Source organism: Thiocystis violacea, from assembly GCF_016583575.1.
Lineage (GTDB): Bacteria > Pseudomonadota > Gammaproteobacteria > Chromatiales > Chromatiaceae > Thiocystis > Thiocystis violacea.
This window is the reverse complement of sequence record NZ_NRRG01000119.1, coordinates 1-2,830: the sequence shown is the minus strand read 5'-3', so window position 1 is coordinate 2,830 and position 2,830 is coordinate 1. Positions and strand designations below refer to the sequence as shown.

Sequence of the window (2,830 nt, the reverse complement as noted above, 5' to 3'; positions counted from 1 at the left end):
CAAGCGCCGAGCGTGGATGCCGACCAGCAGCGGCGCGACACAGCGGTGTAGAATCGTTAGGGCATGCATGGGGGGTTTCCGCAGGTTTCGTCGCCCGTTGTGGACCATCAAACCCCATGCATGTTCACTTCCGCATTGGAATACGCTTCTAATCAACTATTTTTAAATATATTTAAGTGGGGATACCTCAGGGTCTGCCCCTGGTTTTTCCAGTTCCCTCTCTATAAGGCATGCCCGTTGCGCCGCCGGGCAGGGCGTGCCAGGATCGGATTAGTCCAACAGACATTTATCCATCAGGCGCCCAAGCGTCAGAGCAAATTCACGCTCACGGCCCATGCGCCTGATCGATAAATGCTTATTTTTAGCCGTTCAAAATAGAGATCGGACACATTTCCGCTTAGTTTCACGAAAAATCATCAGGAGTCTTCCCATTGAAACAAAACGATGCCGCATACCTTGATCTTGTCCTTGAGCCGATAAAGATATGCGCCAAGTACAAGCCGAAATTTGGTCAAGGCGCAAAGGGAGACGGGCTGACACTCGCGCAATTTCAAACGCTATACCAAAGTGACCCGTTCTATAGCTGGTTCGGCCTAGACAACCCGATGATGTACGCCGCTCACAAAGCGGCGGGCGGGATGACCAGCGTATATAGGCAAATTGGTATTGGATGCGAAAAGCTCTTTCGAACCGCTGTCAAGGATGCCCTTGGATTATCTGAAGCCGATGTCATGTGGTCTTATACAATTCCGCTTCCCAGCGGGAAGACTCGGACGTTGTACCTTGATGGACGTGTACCGCTCGACAAAATTGCCGACAAAGCAAAGCGTGCTCGCTTCCACGCATGGATGAAGGATTACGCTGAATCTATCGGCGTTGACTCAAACGTATTCTCGACCTTGACCGGCACCATCTTCGAGGTTCGGCAGGGATACAAAAGCAAAGACTCCAAGCGCCAGAACGCTGACATCGCAAACGCAGCAACCGCATACACAAAGGCTTATTTTCCATGCGCGGTTATTTTGTCAGCGCAAATCGACAGTGACATCTTGCTCCGCTACCGTGCGGAAAAGTGGGCTGTTGTTACCGGCATCGAGGGCGCGAACAATCCCCTGATTTCTACCTACGACTTCATGCGTGATGTAGTCGGCTACGACCTCGCTGCATTCTTCAAGCGAAATAGCAAGACACTTCGATCAGAGATAGATACCGTACTGACAGCATTACTCGCGCCGGAGACCAAATAATGTCTGCGGTACTAGAGCGTGAGCAACTTCGCCAGAGATCAGATTACACCTACAAATTCAATTCAAAGACAGGGCGGCATGGCTGGCTGCGCCTTACTCCCGCCTACTCCCTTAAGATTGTTGAAGAGCTGATTGTTGATCACGAACAAGCAAAACGTATTTTTGATCCTTTTTGCGGCACCGGAACGACTGTGTTGAGTGCTGCCTACCACGGGCATGAGGGAGTCACAACTGACATCAATCCGTTTCTCGTGTGGCTCGCTCAGGCGAAAATCGCGCATTACTCTCCTGGGCAAATTGCCGCAACGCGGGAAGCCCATGCATCCGCGCTTGACTTGGTAAAGAGTCAAAGCGTTGAACCTGTTCCCGCACCGTCTATCCACAACATAGAACGGTGGTGGAGTCCAAAATCGCTCGATTTTCTGCGGCTTCTTCGTGCCGCCATTCCAGCAGTGACAAAGGAACGCTCTGCGGAACGCACTCTACTACTGATTGCTTTTTGCAGATCATTAATTGAGCTGTCGAATGCCGCATTCAATCATCAATCAATGTCGTTCAAGAATGACATTCAATTTGAAATTGGCTTTGATGAGGATATGGCATGCGTCTTTTCCGAGGATGTTCGTTTCGTACTTAGCGGTGCCAGCGAAAATCCTGTAGGCGAGGGACATGTTATTCTTGGCGATTCAAGGAACCCCGCAGAAGCGGTTAAAGGCCTGTTTGATCTTGTCATCACTTCCCCACCTTACGCTAACCGAATGTCCTATATTCGAGAACTGCGCCCCTACATGTACTGGCTTGGATTCTTGATTAACGGCAGAGACGCAGGCGAGTTAGACTGGACAGCCATAGGCGGCACTTGGGGAATCGCAACAAGTCGGTTGACAGATTGGAAACGTCCCACGAACCATTTCAAAAGCGCCAATCTTTCCATGGCGCTAGACCAAATCGCGCACGCAGAGAACAAGAATGGCGTTGTACTTGCTAACTATGTGGCGAAATATTTTGATGATATGTGGTCTCACTTTCTACGCTTAATTCCCGTCCTCGACCGTGGCGCTGAGTTGCACTACATAGTCGGCAATTCAACCTTCTACGGAACGCTGATTTCCACAGAACTGTTTTATGCCGAAATGCTAACAGCACTTGGGTTCAGTGGAATTGAATGTCGTGCAATTCGCAAGCGCAACTCAAAGAAAGAGCTGGTGGAATTCGATGTTGTCGCTCAGTGGAAATAACGGCTAATCCGGCGCTCAACATGGACGCGGCAAGCGAGAAGCCGGGGATGGACCAGAATGGCGCTAAGATAGGCGCGCAACCTATATAAATAGGAGGTTCCACCATTTGGGTGCCACTGACCGCGCCACCGTCGGCGCTGTTCCTTGGCTGCTACGAATGTTGGCGGATCGGTTTGAGTATATATAAAAGGGCCAGGGTTGAATGGCACTAAGATAAGCCCAACCTGCTGAAACGCATGAGAAAGGCTGGCGGTGGTGGTAGGCTGAGAGTGGCCAAACCCAACTGCCCACCCGTGGAGCCAGCCCCCATGCATCCTCGTCAGCGCGCCGCGCAGCGGCAACGAC

The 2,830-nt window shown here is 51.1% G+C and carries 2 protein-coding genes; both read left to right on the top strand.

What is annotated here, in order from left to right:
• The first annotated feature begins 431 nt into the window (after positions 1 to 431).
• Positions 432 to 1,247 carry a hypothetical protein gene (locus tag CKO27_RS23590; RefSeq protein ID WP_200377354.1) on the top strand — a complete coding sequence of 272 codons (816 nt, stop codon included), beginning with the start codon at positions 432 to 434 and terminating at the stop codon, positions 1,245 to 1,247.
• Complete coding sequence (locus tag CKO27_RS23585; RefSeq protein ID WP_200377353.1) at positions 1,247 to 2,485, top strand: DNA adenine methylase; 1,239 nt, start codon at positions 1,247 to 1,249, stop codon at positions 2,483 to 2,485. The genes CKO27_RS23590 and CKO27_RS23585 overlap by 1 nt, the downstream gene beginning before the upstream one ends.
• Positions 2,486 to 2,830 lie beyond the last annotated feature (345 nt).